This window comes from Mesorhizobium sp. WSM4832, from assembly GCF_055811115.1.
On sequence record NZ_JBVVQH010000012.1, the window covers coordinates 156,284 to 173,478 of the forward strand.

A 17,195-nucleotide genomic window follows, 5' to 3' on the forward strand; every position below is an offset into this window, starting at 1 on the left:
CGTCGTCATCTTTTGTTCGCTAAATGGGAACGGAAGGGATAGACGGCGCATTGTTTCGCGACACATTAACCGATACGTGTCAGAAAATGGTGCGGTGCACAATATCGGCATCGAGCACGGAACAAGAGTTTGGCGGAGTAGCTGAAGTGTCCCTTCTGCAGATCTACTTTAGAGCGCTGGGTTATCTGGCGGCGGACAAGAAGCGCGTCGCGCTGATCTGCGCCGCCAACATCGTGCTGGCGGCGATCGCAATCCTCGAGCCGATCCTGTTGGGTCGGGTGATCGGTGCCATTTCAGAAAAGGGCCCGGTGTTTTCAACGCTCGCCGTCTGGGCTGCCCTCGGTGCCTTCAACGTCATCGCCTTCGTCCTGGTGGCGCGCGGTGCCGATCGCTTTGCCCATGCCCGCCGCTCTGAAGTGCTGTGCCAGTCCTTCGAGCGCGTCATCACCATGCCGCTTGCCTGGCACCACCAGCGCGGCGCCTCCAATTCGCTGCACACGCTGCTGCGCGCTGTCGAGACCCTGTTCAGCCTGTGGCTCGAATTCATGCGCGTGCACCTCTCGACGGCCATCGCGCTGGTGCTTCTGGTGCCGACCGCGCTTGCCATGGACATCCGCATGTCCATTGTGCTGCTTGGCCTCGGCATCCTTTACGTTGGCATCGGCCGTATCGTCATGCGCCGGACCAAGTCAGGGCAGACTGCCGTGGAACGCCACTACCACACCGTGTTTGCCCATGTGACCGACAGCGTCAGCAATGTCGCCGTGCTGCAGAGCTACAACCGCATCGGCCATGAGACCGCGACGTTGAAGCGTTACGTCAAGGACCTGCTCGACGCGCAGAACCCGGTGCTCGACTGGTGGGCGATCGCCAATGCGCTGAACCGCCTGTCCTCGACCATCTCGATGATGATCGTGCTCTCGATCGGCGCCTATCTCGTCACCCGTGGTGAGCTGCGCGTCGGTGATGTCGTCGCCTTCATCGGCTTTGCAGGGATGCTGATCGCCCGTCTGGACCAGATGTCGGCCTTCACCACTCAGATTTCCGAGGCCCGCGCCAAGCTCGAGGAATTCTATCGCCTCGAGGACTCGGCTGCCGAAACCGCCGAGCCGGACGGCCTGCGCGAGCTCACCAACGTCACCGGCCATGTCCGCTTCGAGAACGTCGGCTTCGAGTTCGCCAATTCCGGCCACGGCATCGAGGACGTCTCGTTCGAGGTCCAGGCCGGCCAGACGGTTGCCATCGTCGGCCCGACCGGCGCTGGCAAGACGACGCTCATCAATCTGTTGCAGCGGGTCTTCACGCCGTCCAGCGGCCGTATCCTGATCGACGGTGTCGACACCAAGACGGTGACCCGCAAGTCGTTGCGCCACTCGATCGCGACCGTCTTCCAGGACGCCGGCCTACTCAACCGCTCGATCGAGGACAATATCCGCGTCGGCCGCGCCGATGCGAGCAATGACGAGATCCACGCCGCCGCCAATGCCGCCGCCGCGCAGGACTTCATCCTGGCCAAGAGCTGCGGCTACGACACCGTCGTCGGCGAGCGCGGCGGCCAGCTCTCGGGTGGCGAGCGCCAGCGTATCGCCATTGCCCGCGCCGTGCTGAAGGACGCGCCGATCCTGGTGCTCGACGAGGCGACCAGCGCGCTCGACGTCGAGACCGAGGACCGCGTCAAGGAGGCGATCGACGAGCTGCGCCGCGACCGCACGACCTTCATCATCGCCCACCGCCTGACCACGGTCCGCGACGCCGACCTCGTCGTCTTCATGGACAAGGGCAAGGTGGTCGAGATGGGCGGCTTCACCGAGCTGTCGCTGCGCAACGGCCGCTTCGCCAGCCTGCTGCGCGCCGGCGGCCTGCTCAACGACGAAGAGGTCCGCCGCCTCAGCCGTCCGGTCAACGAAGCGGCGTAGGTTCTTCCCTTCTCCCCTTGTGGGAGAAGGTGTCGCCGAAGGCGACGGATGAGGGGTGTTCCAGGGAACACCAGCGTCTCACTCCGCTGGAACACCCCTCATCCGTCTCGGCGCTACGCGCCGATCCACCTTCTCCCACAAGGGGAGAAGGCAAAGTGCGACATCCGTCCGATTGCCCCTGACCGCTTGCCGGGCTATTTAGGTCGTCATGAGCGACACCACCTCACGCTTGGCCGGCTGGACCGATCTCGCCAACCCGACGCGCTTCGTCGGGCTGGCCGACAAGTTCGTTCCCTGGCTGGCAGCGGTTGCGGCGATCCTGCTCGCCGTGGGGCTGTATATGAGCTTCACCGCGCCGGAGGATTTCCAGCAGGGCATCACGGTGCGCATCATGTATATCCACGTGCCTTTCGCGTGGCTCGCCATGATGTGCTACACGATCATGGCGATCTCGGCGCTCGGCACGCTGGTCTGGCGCCATCCGCTGGCCGATGTCGCGCTGAAATCGGCGGCACCGATCGGCGCTACCTTCACCGCGCTGGCACTGATCACCGGTTCCATCTGGGGCAAGCCGATGTGGGGCACCTGGTGGGTGTGGGACGCCCGGCTGACCTCGGTCTTCGTGCTCTTCCTGATGTATCTCGGCATCATCGCGCTGACCCGCGCGCTGGACGACGCCGGCCGCGCCGCCTGGGCCGCCGCCATCATCACGCTGGTCGGCTTCATCAACATCCCGATCATCAAATTCTCGGTCGATTGGTGGAACACGCTGCACCAGCCGGCCTCGGTCTTTCGGCTCGGCGGCCCGACCATCGACCCCTCGATGCTGTGGCCGCTCGCCGTCATGGCGCTCGGCTTCACGGTGCTGTTCTTCGCGCTGCATTTTATGGCGATGCGCACGGAAATATTCCGCCGCCGCGTGACTGCGATGCGCAGAGTTGCCGCCCGGCAGGCCGAGGGGCAGTAGGCGTCAACCCATCCTGCCGCGCGCCACCACCGGCAGCGTTTCCAGCACCTTGTCGCCGTCGATCAGATGCACCTGGTCGAACAGGTTCGTCACCACGCAGCAATGGTCGGGCACGACGCGCACGCGTTCGCCGATGCGAAGGCTGGCGCCTTCCGCAAGCGTGATGGTGCCATGCTCTTCGCTCAAGCCCGTGACGCGAGCGCCGGGGATACCGAGCAGCTCGCCGAATTCGGGCAGCCCCAGCGTATCGGAGGACAGCGCCTTGCTGCCGCTGTCGAGGATGGCGCGCGTCGCCGTCGGATGGCTGACGACGGTGGTAAGCACTGTCAGCGCGCAGTCGTCCAGCGTGCCGACGCCTTTGGCGACCTGGTAGCGGTCAAGATAGATGTAGGTGCCGGGCCGGTATTCGGTGACGACGCTATCCTCGCCCGAACGCCACATGTCCGGCGTGCCGCCGCTGGAGATGCGTTCGCATTCGAGCCCCGCCGCGGCGAGCGCGTTGCGCGCAGTCTTCAGCCAGGCATCCGCCTCGGCCGCGCGACCGGCGGCCGGATAGGTCATCAGCCCGCCGAAGGCGAGGCCCTTGGCCTGGTCGATCACCTTCGCCAGCGCCAGCGCATCGTCGGCACTCTGCGCGCCGCAACGGCCCATGCCGGTGTCGCACTCGACCAGCACGGACAGCGGATGGCCGGCATCGGTGAAGATGGCGGCAAGCCCCTCCAGCGTCTCATGGCTGTCCGCCGTCACCGAGAGCGTGACGCGGCCATGCAGCGCCTTCAGCCGCTCCAATTTGGCGCGCCCGAGGATGTTGTACGGGAGAAATATATCGGTCAGCCCGGCATCGGCCATCACCTCGGCCTCGCCGATCTTCTGGCAGGTGATGCCGACCGCGCCCGCCGCGACCTGCTTCTTCGCCCAGTAGGGTAGCTTGTGCGTCTTGATGTGCGGGCGGAGCTTCAGCCCGTGGGCGTCGGCATGCGCCTGCGCCTTTTTGATGTTGGCTTCGGCGCGGGCCGCGTCGATCAGGATCGCCGGCGTATCGAGGTCGTCTATGTTTGGCATGAAAATCACCATCTCAAAGCATGTCTTCCGAAAGTGGGAACCGGTTTCGGCACAAAGACATGCATAAAATCGAAAAAGACTGGTTGGGTTTATGGTCCCGATCCGACCGGATGTCACGGGGCCAGGGCGGTCAGATTGCGTCGACAGCGGACCGGCATTGGGCTATTCGGATGGGCAGATTTTCAGCAAGCAGCGGCCGGAAGGAAACACAACCATGAAGCGCTCAAAAATCAATGACATCATCCGTGAAGCCGATGCCTTCATCCGCTCCTTCGGCTACATCATGCCGCCCTTCGCCTACTGGTCGCCGGAAGAGATGAAGGCGCACAAGGGCGACTCCTCGGCGATTTTCAGCTCGCGCCTCGGCTGGGACATCACCGACTACGGCCAGGAGAAGTTCGACGAGCTCGGCCTGTTCCTATTCACCGTTCGCAACGGCCGCTACGAGGACATGAAGCTCGGCATGGGCATGCTCTATGCCGAGAAAATCATGATCTCGCGCAAGGATCAGCTCTCGCCGATGCACCGCCACAACATCAAGGCCGAGGACATCATCAACCGCGGCGGCGGCAAGCTGGTGCTGGAATTGTTCATGCATGACCGCGACGGCGGCATCGACCCGAAGGCCGAAGTGTCGGTGCCGGTCGACGGTACCATCCACAGATTGCCGGCGGGCGGGCTCCTGAAGCTCGATCCCGGCCAGAGCGTGACGCTGCTGCCCGGCGTCTGGCATGCCTTCTGGGCCGAGGGCAAGGACGTGCTGATCGGCGAGGTCTCGACCGTCAATGACGACCTCACCGACAATGTCTTCCGCGACCCCATCGGCCGCTTCTCCAACATCGAAGAGGATGTGGCGCCGGTGCACCTGCTGGTGTCGGACTACGAGAAGTGGGTGGGGTAGCGCGAGGGCCTAGTCGTCCCAGTTCAGCTGCTGAAAGAATGTCCAGATGCTGATGGTGCTGTCATCCTGATCGCTTGTGCTATGCAGCGTCAAGACTATATCCACGGTGGGCGGCGCTTTGATCATGACGGTAATCACGCGCGTCCCATCTTCAGGCACGATACCTATGCCCGAGGTCATTTCCCAATTTCCGCCGGCCTGCTGAAGTCGGGGAGAGGAATCTTCGAACTGCTCCTTCATCGATGCATCGTTTGGAAACGGTTCGTCGGTGAGTGAGGCGAACTCGTTCCATGAGCCCAAAACGGCGGCCTGAATGACGCGCTCGATTCTAGCTGCTTCTGCTTCGCTGACCCTAACCTTCACGCCGTTGACCCTCCCGCTTGCGATATAGCGGGCCGTTAGCGACACAGTTCAATGCAATCCCGAACAGCGCGTCCGAGATTCCCGGGCGCGCCTGTTGAATACAAGATGGCGTCCAGCGGTAGGGCACTCTCTCTGTTCACTTTGGCGTAGGGGGTAAGTTTGTATCTGTCTTCCCTTTCCTGGTCGACCGACATTTGTCGGGATTTCCCAAGGAAGGACTTGTATGATCTGAAACCAAAACGCCAGGCCGATCTGTCGAGCAGAATCGTATCAACAATCTCGTCGGGCACGCCACTGACATGAGCGCGGAGCGCGCTCAGTGTTGCCGCCCCCATCTCTTTGTCGGAGACTGAAGGTAGCTCGCCAACCAGGATGACCGGACCGGCAAACATCTCCCAGCCATCGCGCGTAGTGACCATAGGAATTACGAAAATTCTTTCGCCTACTATGTTCAGGAAGCAACGCTTCATTTGCTGGCTCTATCCGAGAGACGCGGCTCACCGCGCATACTTATCCGCCTTGCGGTTCCCCAGCAGCAGCTTGCGCTCCAGATGTGCTCTGAGCTCACCGTAATACGCGGTGAGAAAAGCCTTTGAATCGATCGGCTCGACCCTGGCGCCGATCTTGCGGCTGATCGTTTCCGCGACCGCCTTCAGCGCGGAATAATCGTTGCGGCGCAGCACCTCTTCCAGCTTCTGCAGCTCGGCGATGCCGTAGGCATCGAGTTGCGCGGCGCTGAACTGGAAACGGGCCGCGACCGGATCCTTGCGCAGCGAAAGATCCTCGACCAACGCCACTTTCGGCGCTTCGACCACCCAGGTGCCGGCGAGCAGGTCGCCGATCCTCAGCCGGTCGCGGTTGAAGAGCGGGAACAGCGAGAACAGCAGCGCCCACACCAGTCCGAAGATGGTCGTCAGCGTGTCGGCGACATCGGCGCTGGCGCGCGCGGCGAGGATCGACAGCGGCAGGAACACCTCGATCTCGCGCATCAGATTGCGCGCGATGACCTGGTCGAGAGTGAGACCGGCGCCGTTGCGCGAAGCGACCCTGACGCCAACCATGCGCTTGCCCGGTGTCGCGGCCCGCCGGCCTGCCTCGAAGGCGATGAAATAGACGTTGCGCAGGAAGAAGATGAAGATGACCCAGACGATGAACAGCGGCTGCGCATCCTGGAAGCCGAGGCCGGCAAGGCCGAAGATCATCACCAGGGAGATGACCACGGCCGCGACAATGATGATCACCACGTCGAGCAGGAACCCGGAAGCGCGGGTGCCGGCATCCGCCAGCTTGACCCGCAGGTCCACGCCCTCCGGCGTGACCAAGGGCCGGACCATGGCAGCAGGGTTCTTGGGCTTCGCTGTCCTAGCGGTCGCCATGGCGCACCATACGGAACAGGTAGAAATAACAGAGCCAGAAGGCCAGCATGCCGCCGCCAATCGAATAGCGGGCGATGTCGCCGGTGATTGTCTGCCGGCCGATGCCTTCCAGCAGCCCGGCAAAAAGCAGCATCACGGTGACGCCGACCATGGCGGTTGCCGCCACGCGCCCGGCCCGTGCCGCGGCCGCCATGCGGGTCAGTTCGGCGGGAAAGGCGATGCTGGTGCCGATGCGCATGCCGGCAGCGCCCGCGATGGCGATGGCGAACAGTTCCGTCGTGCCGTGGATCGAAAGCCAGCCGCCGAGCTCGAAGCCGAGGCCCTTGGCGGAGTAGATCTGGAAAATGGCGCCGAGCATACAGCCGTTCATCAGGATGATCAGCACGCTGGGCACGGCAAAGGCGAAGCCCAGCGCGAAGGCCAGGATCGAGACCTGCGTGTTGTGGGTGAAGAGATAGGCGGCGAAACCTGAGAGGAAGTGATCGCCGCCGTCGTAAAGCACGCTGCGCAATGTTTCGGCCGACGAATCTGGATTGCGCCCGCCGGCCAGGCTCGGCGCGATGATGGCGTCGTACCAGCGCTTGTCGGAGGCGACCAGCCGATAGCCGGCTATCGCGCCGATCACCGTCAGCCCGACTGATGTCCATACCTCGCGCCAAAGGTCACGGATCGCCGCCGGCCAGTCGTGCAGGAAGAAGTCGCCGATGCGCGTTCTCAAGCTCCGCCGCGCGCCATAGAGATAGAAATAGCCGCGCAGGCACAGCGCCTCGAGATAGGCGATCAGCGCGCTGTCGAGCGAGGTCGCGCGCGCCACCGAAAGCGACGACAGCGCCGAGCGGTAGAGCAGCGGCAGCGACAAGAGTTCACCTTCCGACAGCGCCCGCGGCGCGCGCTTCTCGACGCGTGCCAGCAGCGCCTCGAACGCTTTCCAGTCGGCCTCGCGCTCCTGGCGGAAGCTTGCCAGCGACTGGCGCACCGCATCTGTGCCGGCGGACAGCGTCATAGGAAGTTCTCCTCCTTGAGCTGGATATAGCGCTCGACCAAAGCAGGGCCGAGCCGCTGATGGTCGGCCTCGATGACATGCGCGCCGAGCAGCCTGAGCCGCCCGATCACCACTTGCCGCTGCCTCAGTAGATCGCCGGCGGTGACGGAGCGGGCGACATCCTCGGGGGTTGCCGGCGCCATGTCGGCCAGCGTTTCGAGTTCGACGTCCCGCATCAGCATGAACAGCACCAGATGCCGTTCGGTCAGGCGGCCGACGGTGCGCAGCATCAATTCGGCGCTGATCGGATCGACGAAATCGGTGAAGACGATGACCAGCGAGCGCCTGTCGAGCCTGGCCGACAGCGTCGTCAGCGCCAGGGTGAAGTTGGTCTCCTCGGTCGAATAGTCGATCTCGGCGGCGCGCTTCTGGATCATGGTGAAGCTCGGCGAGCCGCGCACGGCGCCGCTGGAGACGCGAGGCCTGGCATCGAAGGAAAACAGGCTGACGAGATCGCCGCTCTTGAGCGCGATGAACGCCGACAGAAGCGCCGCCGTCACCGCACGGTCGACTTTCGGCACGCCGTCGACTGGCTCGCACATCAGCCGGCCGCTATCGATGGCTAAAACGATGTTGTTGTTTTCCTCGATGCGGAATTCGCGCGCCAAAAGCTTGCCGTGGCGGGCGCTGCGCTTCCAGTCGATCATGCGCCGGCCCATGCCGGGCTGGTAATCCTTCAGAGACTCGAACTCGCGGCCCTGGCCGGCGCGCTTCTGCGCATGGCCGTCGGCAAGCGCCGAACGCTGTAGGAGCGTGATCGCCTCGTCGCGCGCGCTGTTGACATTTGGCAGCACCACGACCTTACGGTCGACCGGCAATATAACCTGGTTCCATACCAGTCCGAACGGGCCCTGCCAGCGCAGCCAGAGGTGGTCGAAGCTGGCTATGCCGCGTCGGATGGCCTCGAATTCGAGGTCGAGCGTGCCGCCGCCGGGCGGCAACGCTCCGCCGGTGCCTGCGATCGGTTCAACCCGCTGGTCATGCCCGACACGCGCCTGCAGGCGGCGTAGCTTCACGTCGAGGCCGGCCGCGATGTGCAGCGTGAAACGCCCGCCGACGCCAACCTGCGGCGGCGCTGTCAGCGTCGCGTCGAGCGAGGCGCGGCCCCGCCCGGCGGCTGCGTCCACCGCCAGGAATGCCAGCAGCAGGCAGATCCACAACAGGCCGAGATACCAGACATGCGGCAGCGCAAGCGCGATAAGGAAGGCGGGGATCGCCCCCGCCGCCGCTGCCCAGACCGCTCGGCCGCTCGGATAGATCAACGCGGCGCTTCCGTGTGGTCGACGAGGTCGGAGACGATCTGCTCGACCAGTCGCCCGTCGATCTGCGCCGCTGGCGAGAGAACGACGCGGTGACGCAGCGCCGGCACGGCCAGCGCCTTGACGTCGTCCGGGATGACGTAGTTGCGGCCGTCGAGCGCCGCCCTGGCGCGCGCGGCTCTCGCCAGCATGGCGCCCGCACGCGGGCTGGCGCCCACCTCGAGGTCAGGGCTTTCGCGCGTGCCGCGCACCAGCGCCGCGATATAGCCGACGACATCGTCGACCAGCGTGACGTCGCCAACCGTGGCAAGTGCCGCTTCGAGCGCCTTGCGGTCGGTCCGCGCCTTGATGCCGTATTGCTCGATATCGTGCGAGGCCGAGCCGCCGCCGTGATGGACGATGATGGCGCGCTCCTCCTTGAGGTCCGGATAGCTCACCCTGTGCTTGAACAGGAAGCGGTCGAGCTGCGCTTCGGGCAGCGGATAGACGCCCTGATGCTCGATCGGGTTCTGCGTCGCCACCACCATGAAATTCCTGCCGAGCGGATGCGTGGTGCCGTCGAAGGTGACGGCGTGCTCCTGCATGGCTTCGAGTAGCGCTGCCTGCGTCTTCGGCGGCGTCCGGTTGATTTCGTCGGCGAGCAGCAGGTCGCAGAAGATCGGGCCGCGCGTCAGCGTGAACTGCCCGGTCTGGAAATTGTAGATGTTGGAGCCGACGATATCGCCGGGCATCAGGTCCGGGGTGAACTGGATGCGGCCATAGGCGACGCCGAGCGCCTGCGCGAAGCAGCGCGCCGTCATGGTCTTGGCGGTGCCGGGCGGCCCCTCGAGCAGGATGTGCCCGCCGGCGAAAAGCGCCGTCAGCATCAGGTCGACCGTGTCGCGCTGGCCGGTGATCGCTTTCGCGACTTCTTCCCTGATCGCGTTCGCCAGGGCCTTCACTTCATCGACGTTCACCGAGCCTCCTTGCCGTCCAGTCATGCAGCCGTTCGGCTGCTTCATGCATTGCGGCCAAATTGTTGGATTCGTTCGCGGCCTTGAAGCGCTGGCTGAAGCCGTGCGCCTCGCCCTTGTCGCGGGAATCGAGCCAGCGGTCGAGCGCCTCGCCCTGCAGCCCATGCGGCGCGCCAAGCAAGGCGCCGGCGCGCTGCCGCACCAGCGTCGCATAGCGATCGCCAAGCCCTCCCAGCCGTCCAGCGCGTTTCAACAGCATCGCCGTGGTGTCGACCAGCGCCCGCTTGCCGAAGGCGATGGCGCGTCCTTCCGCGCGCGGCGGGCCGAAGCGGCCGAGCCCGTGCAGGAAGGCAAGCGCGGCCGCCACCAGCACCGATAGCGTCAAAGCCAGGAAGGGCGGTTCGACCAGCAGCTTCGCAAGATCATAGTTCTGGCCGATGCCGTGCAGGCTCAGATCGAACATGACCGCGCCCTTGGCGGGCTCCAGCATGGCGATCATGTCGAGCGCGGCCGCCGCCGTCTGCTGGTTCTTCAGCGCGAAATTGTTGATGAGATCGGGATCGGTGAGGATGTAGAAGGGTTCGTTGTCGAGTTCGGTGAGGATAGCCCTGCCGTCGCCCGCCGCGATCAGCGGATGATCGTCCGCCACCCATTGCAACTCGTCCGGCGCGGCCACCATGCGGCCGGCGATATTGATCTGCGAGACCGTGCTCTTTGCCTCGCCGAGCTTCGCCTTGGCGATGCGGCCGAGCCATTCGTTGACGACGGTGTTCGGTAACCGCTCGATCTTCGTTTCCCAGCCATCATGGCCGAGCAATGGCATGGTCTGCCATTTGGGCAGGACGAAAAGCGTGTCCTTGCCCGAGCGCAGCTTGATCAGGCGGTCGAGGGCTGCCGGGTCGCTGCCCGGCGCGACGGTGACGACGAGCAGGAAAGTCGATGCCAGCGGGGAGGCAAAGTCCTTCTCGCCACGTTCCATCGGCGGCGCCTGTCCGTTGGTCAGCTTCAGCCATTCGACGAGCCCGGCATAGCCGGTGCCGCCTTTCGAGAGCGGCGTGGCGCCGCCTTCGGGCGCGCGGAAATCGGGCGCATAGGTGGACAGCAAGAAGAAGCCGGCCGCTGCCAGCAGGCTGGCAAAAATGCCCCAGAACAGGGTCCTGCGGCTGAACGGTGCATCGGCTGTTTCGGCTGGCTGTGCGCTCATGCCCAGGCATCCCGGAAGGCGAAACGCTCATAGGCGCCACGCGCCTGCTGCCAGCCCGCGGCTCCGACAGGACGCCGCGCGAACAGCGCCGCCTCGACGATGCGCGCGATCTCGCTGAACGCGGCGCGGGGGCGGGTGGGGATCGAGCCTGCCGCCGCGATGTCGCGCGCCGTCAGCGACGGACGCAAGAAATCGGGCAACCGGCTGGCGATGTCGGCGACGCTGCGGCGCAACAGAAGATGGACCGCCTCGTCATATTCGCCGCGCGCGGCCAGTGCGTCGGCCTCGGAGAGCAGCACCTGGGCCGTACCGGCATCCGGGCGCCATTCCTCCTTCGCCTCGGCCTCGTGGCGTTGCCGCCGCCAGGGCAGGCGCCAGGCGACACCCTTCGCTTCAAGGAGCAGAAGCAGCGCGATGATCGCGACGCCGATAATCACCGCGCCCCAGAACATATAGATCATGTAGGGACCGAGCTTTGCCAGGTAGTGCAGAAGCGGCTTCAGCCACTCCGGCGGCTCGGGTTGCACATAGGTGGGAAGGGCAAACTGGATTGAATCGTCCGCCAGCAGTTGCTTGTGCAACTGTGCCAGCCGTCCGGCGTCTTCCGTCCCTGCGGCTGTCACCCGCTCGTTCCCCCTGCAACCTGCGGTTCGCGGCCGACACTGGCAATACACCGTGACAATTGCAAGCGCACTGGACGTAGCCCTTCAATCTTGGCAAATTTACTTTGAAGTCGCCGATTGGACACGGCGGTGACTCGGGGGAAATTATCATGACCACCGCAACATTGGGACGACCAGGCCGATTCGAGATCGGCAGGGTATTCAGCAACACCTTCGGCGTGATCGGCCGCAACATCGGGCTTTGCGTGGGACTGGCGGCTTTGTTTGCAGGCCTGCCGGCGTTCATTATCCGGCTGCTGACCCAGCCGCAAATCGAAGCAATGCGGCATCAAGATCCGGCCGCCATGGCCGACCCAAGCGCCATGTTCCGCAATTCCTACATCACCATCATCGCCGGGCTGATCTCGTTTGCCTGCACGCTGCTGCTGCAATCGGCGCTGGTGCGTGCGACCATCGAGGACCTCAACGGCAAGCGGCCGTCCTTCGGCGACTGCATTCAGATCGCGATCCGCTTTCTGCTGCCGACGCTGGCCATTAGCCTTCTCGTCGGTCTCGGCGCGGGTCTGGGCCTGATGCTGTTGATCGTCCCCGGCATCATTCTCTGGCTCGGTTGGTCGATGGCGGTGCCGGTCCTGATCCAGGAGCGGCGCGGCGTGTTCGGCTCGATGTCGCGCAGCCGGGCTTTGACCAAGGGCAGTCGCTGGTCGCTTTTCGGCCTGTTCCTCATTCTCATCATCATCGGGATGATCATCCAGTGGGGGTTACTGCTCGTTCTCGTGCTGTTCGGCGGCATCATTGCCGAGATCGGAGCCGCGCTGGTGCAGACCGTGCTGTCGATGGTGCTGGCGATCGCCGTGGCGGTGAGCTTCGTCGAACTGCGCCAGGCGAAGGAAGGTGCAAGCATCGACGAACTGGCGGAGATCTTCTCGTAGACGATAGGGATCGACTTCAAGGCATGGGCAATCCTGGCGCGGCCGGAAAATTCCGACTGGGCCGGGTGGTGGGCGATACGGCCTCGTTCATTGGACGGAACCTAGTTCTCACGCTGGCGGTCGCCGCGCTCTTCTTCGCCCTGCCGTCGATTTTGATCGGCCTGTTGACCTTCGCCTACCGGGAGAGGGCGGTATATCTGGTCGGCGGCGGTAACGTCGAACCTTTCGCCGTCGCGGTCTACGTGGGGTTTTCCCTGCTTGCCGGGCTACTGGGTGCCCTGCCGGGGTTCCTGGGTCATGCGGTGCTGTCGGGAGCCGTCCTGGACGACATCAAGGGCCGTCGCCCGTCGATCGCAGGCTCTATTGGAGCAGCCTTCCGCCGAGCCGTTCCCGTGCTCGGCATAGGGTTCACGATCTATCTGGTGTGGTTTTTCGCGCAGCAAGCGATGATCGGCGCCGAATTGCTGTTTCCGTCTTTCGGTGGCGGTGCGGCGTTCGTGCTGCTGGTCGTGCCCTGCATCGTGTGGGTGCTGGCTGCCCTGGCAGCTATCCCCGTCGCGATGCGCGAAGGCCCTGCAGCGATAGCTTCGATGGCACGCAGCCGCGCCCTGACCAAGGGATATCGCTGGCCGATACTCGGCCTGTTTCTGATTGTCTTCGTGCTGGCGCTGGCCTTGCGAGTGGCGTTTTTTCTCGGGTTCAGCCTTGCAGTGCCTGTGGTCGCCCCGGCTTCCATAGCGATCGTCGGCGCGACCGCGAGCGCCGTCGTTACGGCGATCATATGGACGGTGGCGTCGATCGCCGCGACAGCCACATACATCGACCTGCGGCGGGCAAAGGAAGGCGGAGGCGTTGACGAATTGGTGGATATCTTTTCCTAGCAATCATCCAGTGCCGAGGACGGCGGCAGCTCGGCCTCAATGACTGCAGCAATGGTCCGGTTGCACGCTCGTCCGGCACAGGCAGGACGAGGTGATCGGCACGTCCGTCTTGGCCAAGGCCGCGGCCAACTTCGCCTGCAGCCGCGGCAGTTCCTCTTTCTCGCCGCGTCGCTTCAGGCATTCGACCAGCCCATGCAGCGCCCAGACATTGTCCGGGTGCTGGGCGCAGCGTTGCACCGCGCCGCTCAAGCCCAGATCGTCGCGATAGACCTGTTCGGCCTCCGCCGCATGTCCCTGGTCGAGCAGCAGCGCCGCCAGCGCGTGGCGTGGCGGATGCATCCAGGCCCATGGCTCGGTGTAGGATAGATTGTCGTCGAGCTCGACCGCGCGGCGCAGATGCTCGTAGGCCTCGTCGTGCCGGCCCCTGTGGTAGGCGAGCTCGCCGTCGAGCAGCGCGGCGCCCACCGCGAGCGAGGCTTTCGTCGGGTTGCTGAGGAAGCGGCGCTCCGGTGCAATGCCATCGATTTGCCGGCTGAATAGATCGCGTTCACGCTCGGCTGCCGCGAATTCACGCAGCGTCGCATGCGCCACGCCCTTGGCGTAGTGCTGCAGCGCAGTGGTCACCACATAGAGCCCGGGCTCGCCATTCATCGGCTCGTCGATGATCTCGCGCCAGCGCCCGAAGCGCACCTGCACATGCGACTTCATCGCGTGATAACCCTCGACCGTCTGCGTCAGCTTTGGCCGTTCGGGAATGCCGATGACGTTGCGCGTCACCAGGCTGCGCACCTTGTCCGCCGCCCACAGCGCCGGGCGGTACTGGCCGAGAAGCATGCAGGTGAACATCATCAGGTGCAGGTCGTGGCAGCAGCCGAGCAGGTAATAGGTCGGCTCGCCGGCATAGGCGAGGTAGAGGTCGTTGGCGCGCACCGCCTTCTCGCTCGCGATCTTCGCCTTCTCATATTCGCCGCACAGCACATGGATGTGCCCCGGCATGTGGTTCATATGGCCGGCATCCGGACACATCGTGCCGAGCCGTTCCGCCGAGCGCATGCCGCGCTCGGGCCGCGTCGACATTTCGAGCAGATGGATATGCAGATGCAGCGCCGCCGGGTGCGGCGCGGTACCTGCCTCGTCCGACAGCCGGATCGAGCGCTCGCAGATCTCCAGCGCTTCGAGCACATCGGAATTGGGCGCCGGCGCGCCGGTCCTGAGGTCCCATAAGCGCCTTACCGTGCGCATCATCAGCGCCTCGACCGTCAACGCCATCACGTCATGGTCGTTGGGAAAGTCGCGATAGACCAGCCGCATCGCGGCGGCATAGGCGTCGTCCCATTTTTCGAATTCCGCGGCGCTGACGCCGTGAGGCTGCTGGAAGCGCGCGACCAGCGCTTTGATCAGTCGCTGCTCGACCGCGCTGGCCTTTGCCGATTTTGAGCGAGCGAGTTGCACATGCTCGAAGCACCGCTTGGCGACATGGTCGGCTTCGGCCTTGCCATGTTCCTTCCAGGTGAGGTTGTAGAAAGGCCCGGCGGCGTAGGCGATGCCCCAATGCACGAAAGCGCAATCAGGATCGGTCTCCAGCGCCTTTTCGAAGCATTTGATCCCTTCCTCGTGGTTGAAGCCGTAGCACCAGTTCAGCCCGATATCGAACCAGCGCTGCGTCTCGGCCGAGGCGGTGGAGACGGGGCGGCGATAGGTGCCGAGGTCGAACTGGTCCATGCTTGACTGCTTCTCGCATTCCGCGCCGGCGGGAGAGGCCGGTCGGGTGCAATCTGAGCGGAAAGGCAATTGCTTGGCAAATGACAAACGGCCGACGCGACTGGAAGATCGCGCCGGCCGCCTTAGTCCTGGGAGGATCAGGACTCCAGCCAGACTTTCTCGAAATGCTGCTCGAGCGCCTGATGCTGTTCGCAGCCCTGCACGCCCTTGCGGTAGGTGCGGTAGACCGAACGCCAGTAGGGCTGGACGATGATGCCGGAGTCGCGCAAATTCGTCTCGATCTTGGCCATGATCTCCTTGCGCGCGGCCGCATCGGGTGTCGCAAGCGCCTTGTCGAGAAGCTCGTCGAACTCCTTGTTCGAATAGGCGCTTTCGTTCCAGGCGCCGCCCGACTTGTAGGCTAAAGCCAGCACTTGGACGCCGAGCGGGCGGCCGAGCCACTCGGTGCAAGAATAGGGGAACTTGGCCCAGTCGTTCCAGAAGGTCGCGGCCGGCAGCACCGTGCGCTTGATCTTGAGGCCCGCCTCGCGGATCTGGGCCGCAATCGCGTCGGCCGTGCTTTTCTGCCACTCGATGTCGACCGAGATCAGCTCATATTCGTGGTCGGCCTTGCCGGCTTCCGCGATCAGCTTCTTGGCCTGGTCGACATCGCGCTTGGCCGGACCGATATCGGCAAACTCGGGATGCATCGGGCCGACATGGTGGTTGTCGGCGGGTTTTCCGCGACCGTCGATACCGAGCTTCAGCACGGCCGAATTGTCGACGGCAAGCTGGGCGGCGCGGCGCACCTTGACGTCGTCATAAGGCGCGTTGCCGACATTGAAGCGCGCGACGATGGTCGAGCCGGTGGCGATCTCGGAGTTCTGCAGGCCCATCTGCTCGGTCTGCGACACGGCGTCGGAAACGGTCTCGTGGTCGGTGTCGATCTCGCCGGATTCGAAGGCCGATAGCATGGCGTTGGGATCGGAGCCGTAGTCGACCCATTTGATGCCGTCGAGATAGAACTCGCCCTTCCACCACGGCTTGTCCTTGCGCTTCACCTCCGCGCCCGTCTCGGCGTCCCAGCTCACCAACTCGCACGGGCCGGTGGTGATGGCCAGGGCCTTCTTCGGGTCGGCGTCGCCCTCATAGGAGCGGTGCATGATCAGCGCCGGATAATCGGCCATGCCGGCAATCAGCGAGATGTCGGGCTTCGGCAGGTTGAGCTTGACGGTGTAGTCGTCGACCTTCTGGATGCCGCCGTCGACCGGCTTCTTGGTGTCGGCATTGACCAGCGCGCCCATGCGCGCGGCGACCGAATTGCCGGCGACCGAAGCATCGCACCAGCGGTTGAGGTTGTGGATCACGTCGTCGGCGTTGAAAATGTCGCCATTCGACCAGGTGATGCCCTTGCGCACGTGAAGCGTGATCGTCTTGGCGTCGTCGCTGGTTTCCCAGCTTTCCAGCAGCCAAGGTTCGAAGGAAAAATCGGTGTTCCAGCGCACAAGATATTCGTTGCACTGGCGCGCGACATTCGACATCTCGACGCCGTCGAAGGTGCGCGGGTCCTTAAAACCTTTGACGTTCATCGCCACGCGAAGTGTGCCGCCGCGCTTCGGCTCGGCGGCGCGGGCAGGCGAGGGTACAATCCCGCCCAGCGCCAGCGCGCCGGCGGCGCTGACACCGAAACCGGCCATCAGGGCAAGATATTCGCGCCGGCTGATGGCGCCCTTCTTGAAATCGCCGGCGGTCGGCCTGGCTTGCGGATGCAGTTTTCTGTCGGTCAGCATGAATTTCATCGTCGTTCCCTCTGTTGTTGGGCGCCCCTGGAGATCGCGTTGCGGGGGCGGATGCGACCGCCGGGCGCCGTTGCCTGCCTACGGAATGATAGGGCTGGTTTCCGCAACGAAATGTCTGGTTTTCCGCAGTTCTTGTGCGCTGTTCCGCAGGTTGAAGGTGGCTCTGACGGGCGTCGCCCCCTCATCCGGCCGCTTCGCGGCCACCTTCTCCCCGAG

At 64.4% G+C, this 17,195-nt stretch carries 16 protein-coding genes; 5 read left to right on the top strand and 11 right to left on the bottom strand.

The genetic code is table 11. The features are described 5' to 3' along the window. Positions 1-146 precede the first annotated feature (146 nt). Positions 147-1,916, top strand: coding sequence for a glucan ABC transporter ATP-binding protein/ permease (locus AC0L2L_RS18410; RefSeq protein ID WP_473579985.1), 1,770 nt, complete (start codon positions 147-149; stop codon positions 1,914-1,916). 208 nt (positions 1,917-2,124) lie between these two features. After that, on the top strand, positions 2,125-2,883 hold the full coding sequence (locus AC0L2L_RS18415; RefSeq protein WP_473579986.1) for a heme ABC transporter permease: 759 nt from the start codon (positions 2,125-2,127) through the stop codon (positions 2,881-2,883). Between the two features lie 3 nt (positions 2,884-2,886). Here the strand turns inward: AC0L2L_RS18415 and AC0L2L_RS18420 are convergent, their stop codons facing one another. Next, complete coding sequence (locus tag AC0L2L_RS18420; protein ID WP_473579987.1) at positions 2,887-3,957, bottom strand: D-TA family PLP-dependent enzyme; 1,071 nt, start codon at positions 3,955-3,957, stop codon at positions 2,887-2,889. 202 nt (positions 3,958-4,159) lie between these two features. Between AC0L2L_RS18420 and AC0L2L_RS18425 the strand changes: the two genes are divergently transcribed. Next, positions 4,160-4,846, top strand: a complete 687-nt coding sequence (locus AC0L2L_RS18425) for a D-lyxose/D-mannose family sugar isomerase (RefSeq protein ID WP_473579988.1) — start codon at positions 4,160-4,162, stop codon at positions 4,844-4,846. Positions 4,847-4,855: 9 nt separating this feature from the next. Here the strand turns inward: AC0L2L_RS18425 and AC0L2L_RS18430 are convergent, their stop codons facing one another. The 8 genes from AC0L2L_RS18430 to AC0L2L_RS18465 are packed head-to-tail and all read right to left on the bottom strand — an operon-like array spanning position 4,856 to position 11,666. Continuing rightward, entirely contained in the window at positions 4,856-5,209 is a 354-nt protein-coding gene (locus AC0L2L_RS18430) for a hypothetical protein (RefSeq protein ID WP_473579989.1), read from the bottom strand. 35 nt (positions 5,210-5,244) lie between these two features. Next, positions 5,245-5,679: a hypothetical protein gene (locus tag AC0L2L_RS18435; RefSeq protein ID WP_473579990.1), complete on the bottom strand. Its 435-nt coding sequence runs from the start codon at positions 5,677-5,679 to the stop codon at positions 5,245-5,247. Positions 5,680-5,706: 27 nt separating this feature from the next. After that, the gene (locus AC0L2L_RS18440; protein WP_473579991.1) at positions 5,707-6,543 is read right to left on the bottom strand and encodes an RDD family protein; all 837 of its coding nucleotides are present in this window, start codon (positions 6,541-6,543) and stop codon (positions 5,707-5,709) included. A gap of 28 nt (positions 6,544-6,571) precedes the next feature. Next, a complete protein-coding gene (locus AC0L2L_RS18445; protein ID WP_473579992.1) occupies positions 6,572-7,588 on the bottom strand; it encodes a stage II sporulation protein M in 1,017 nt (338 codons plus the stop codon). Further along, on the bottom strand, positions 7,585-8,889 hold the full coding sequence (locus AC0L2L_RS18450; RefSeq protein WP_473579993.1) for a DUF58 domain-containing protein: 1,305 nt from the start codon (positions 8,887-8,889) through the stop codon (positions 7,585-7,587). The genes AC0L2L_RS18445 and AC0L2L_RS18450 overlap by 4 nt, the downstream gene beginning before the upstream one ends. Further along, entirely contained in the window at positions 8,886-9,842 is a 957-nt protein-coding gene (locus AC0L2L_RS18455; RefSeq protein WP_473579994.1) for an AAA family ATPase, read from the bottom strand. The genes AC0L2L_RS18450 and AC0L2L_RS18455 overlap by 4 nt, the downstream gene beginning before the upstream one ends. Beyond that, on the bottom strand, positions 9,829-11,043 hold the full coding sequence (locus AC0L2L_RS18460; RefSeq protein ID WP_473579995.1) for a DUF4350 domain-containing protein: 1,215 nt from the start codon (positions 11,041-11,043) through the stop codon (positions 9,829-9,831). Before AC0L2L_RS18460 ends, AC0L2L_RS18455 begins: the two co-directional genes overlap by 14 nt. Then, positions 11,040-11,666, bottom strand: a complete 627-nt coding sequence (locus tag AC0L2L_RS18465) for a DUF4129 domain-containing protein (protein WP_473579996.1) — start codon at positions 11,664-11,666, stop codon at positions 11,040-11,042. The genes AC0L2L_RS18460 and AC0L2L_RS18465 overlap by 4 nt, the downstream gene beginning before the upstream one ends. Before the next feature lie 149 nt (positions 11,667-11,815). Between AC0L2L_RS18465 and AC0L2L_RS18470 the strand changes: the two genes are divergently transcribed. Both AC0L2L_RS18470 and AC0L2L_RS18475 read left to right on the top strand, forming a co-directional pair. Next, entirely contained in the window at positions 11,816-12,598 is a 783-nt protein-coding gene (locus tag AC0L2L_RS18470) for a hypothetical protein (protein WP_473579997.1), read from the top strand. Between the two features lie 23 nt (positions 12,599-12,621). Further along, on the top strand, positions 12,622-13,479 hold the full coding sequence (locus AC0L2L_RS18475) for a hypothetical protein (RefSeq protein ID WP_473579998.1): 858 nt from the start codon (positions 12,622-12,624) through the stop codon (positions 13,477-13,479). Positions 13,480-13,515: 36 nt separating this feature from the next. Here AC0L2L_RS18475 and AC0L2L_RS18480 read toward each other — a convergent pair whose 3' ends face one another. Both AC0L2L_RS18480 and AC0L2L_RS18485 read right to left on the bottom strand, forming a co-directional pair. Continuing rightward, positions 13,516-15,201, bottom strand: coding sequence for a tetratricopeptide repeat protein (locus AC0L2L_RS18480; protein ID WP_473579999.1), 1,686 nt, complete (start codon positions 15,199-15,201; stop codon positions 13,516-13,518). Between the two features lie 137 nt (positions 15,202-15,338). Continuing rightward, a complete protein-coding gene (locus AC0L2L_RS18485) occupies positions 15,339-16,979 on the bottom strand; it encodes an ABC transporter substrate-binding protein (RefSeq protein WP_473580000.1) in 1,641 nt (546 codons plus the stop codon). Between the last annotated feature and the right edge of the window lie 216 nt (positions 16,980-17,195).